2 protein-coding genes are annotated in these 1,849 nt (G+C 58.0%); both read left to right on the top strand.

From position 1 onward, the window contains the following. Nucleotides 1–1,269: BACON domain-containing protein (locus tag HMPREF2890_RS09025; RefSeq protein ID WP_168160379.1), on the top strand; the 1,269-nt coding region annotated here is incomplete at its 5' end. Nucleotides 1,270–1,316: 47 nt separating this feature from the next. Beyond that, the coding region (locus tag HMPREF2890_RS00085) for a fimbrial protein (RefSeq protein ID WP_148130621.1) at nt 1,317–1,849 on the top strand (533 nt) is incomplete at its 3' end.

Here is a 1,849-nt window from a genome sequence, read left to right as displayed (position 1 = left end):
CGGGGGCTTCCTACCACCTACGCCATCCATGACCAGGCGGAGTGGGCGATCAATGGCAACAAGATCACCCTGTACGAGTTCCTCGCCGGGACCAAGACCTACGTCAAGACCCACACGGTTGATCTTACAGGGCCCGGTCCAGAGTACCAGGCAAGTCTTACTGCAGCTGACTTTGTCGGCGCGGGCAATACGATCCATGCGGGAGAGAATCGCTTCTTCCTCTTCGTCGCTAACGACGAGCCTCTGACAGGGCTGCAGGCTGATGTAACCACGGTGGATCAAGTGATGTCACGCCTGATCAGCCGCATGCAGAGTGCGAATGCATCCTGCAACGTCCTGCTTCAGGGTGGGTCGTACCTGCCTATGGTCGGTGTGGCTAAGATCGGGACAGAGTCCACCTCCATCCCGATGAGCGGAGCCTCGACGATCAACGTCGACCTGATCCGCGCCGTAGCCCGTATCGACATCCAGACGACGATGAAGGCCACGGCAGCACACCCTGAGTACAAGGAGGTCATCATCAAGGATGCCGTACTCAAGAACGCTTACGACAGGACTGCCGTGGGCGAGCATCGTGCCACCGCTCTGACCACCGTGGGAGGTGTCAAGACTTTTGCCACGATCCCCACCGGTGGTGTAAGCCCCAGCAAGTCATACAACGGTGTCATGGGTAAGCTGGCTAAGGCCTTCTACCTCTATGAGACTCCGGAGACACTCGTTAGCAAGGATCAGGCGCCTGTGGTCGACATCACCGTGGAGTATGATGGCAAGGAGCATCACGTGGAGGTGCCCTTCTATCAGAATGGAGCGGTCGTGCCGGTGAAGCGCAACTACCTCTACACGATCATCCTCGGACCGAAGGAGAGCCCCGTGCCTCCTGTGACGGGACAAGGTGTATCCTTCGCTATTGCTGTGAATGAGTGGAATGGTCCGGTCAATGTCACCGAGTCGCTCAATCTGGTTGCTCCCGCTCAGGGTGCCACCCTTCCTGCCGGCTACGACGCGAAGACACACAAGCTGACCGTTGATGCAGCCGGTGTTAGCAATGTACAGATCCCCTTTGCCAGCAATTTCGCAGGCTCTAGCTCTACCATTGTAGTAACCGCTAAGGGCAATCCTGACTGGGTCCAGCTCTCCTATGCCGGGAGCCTTATGACCCTCACCGTGAAGCCCAATACGACGGGCGGAAAGCGGACTGCCGTCGTGTCGGTAGCTGACGCGAGCTTCCCGACTGCTTATCAGTATGAGATCCAGATCGAGCAAGACTAATGGGAGTCGTCATCAGATGAGAAATCACCATATAGAGAAGTAATAAGATGAATAGACATAAGATAGTATGGGGAGCTGCTCTGATGGCACTCCTCGGACTGATCCTCGGCGGCTGCAGCAAGGAGCTGGCGCGCGGAGGCAAGGGAGAGGTTCCCGGACTTCCCGAGAAGGGACAGGCGGTCACCTTCACCGTGACGACAGGCGTGGAGACCTACGCTGTGCCGGCACAGGACTACGAGAAGTCGATCTCCACGCTGCAGGCACTCCTCTTTGATGCCTCGGGTCGCTACGTGACATCAGGCACCCCGGCACCGACAGCTCCGGGCTCCACGAGCTACACTCTGCCGATCGCTACGACGGGAACCTACAAGATGCTCCTCGTCGCCAATTACACCATCCCTGCGGGGAGCCTTACGGGTAAGTCTCTCTCCGACGTACGCGCCATCCTCGTCGAGAATGAGCCGGGTATGCCGAACGCCTTTGTCATGGCATCGACGAATATACCTGACTTCACCGTGACAACGGGAGCGATGACCCCTGCCGGTACGATTAACTTAGAGCGTCTCGCCGCCCGCATCGA

This window comes from Porphyromonas sp. HMSC065F10, from assembly GCF_001808555.1.
Classification (GTDB): Bacteria; Bacteroidota; Bacteroidia; order Bacteroidales; family Porphyromonadaceae; genus Porphyromonas_A.
Note: the sequence above shows the minus strand (reverse complement) of the source record. Positions and strands in the feature narration are given on the sequence as shown.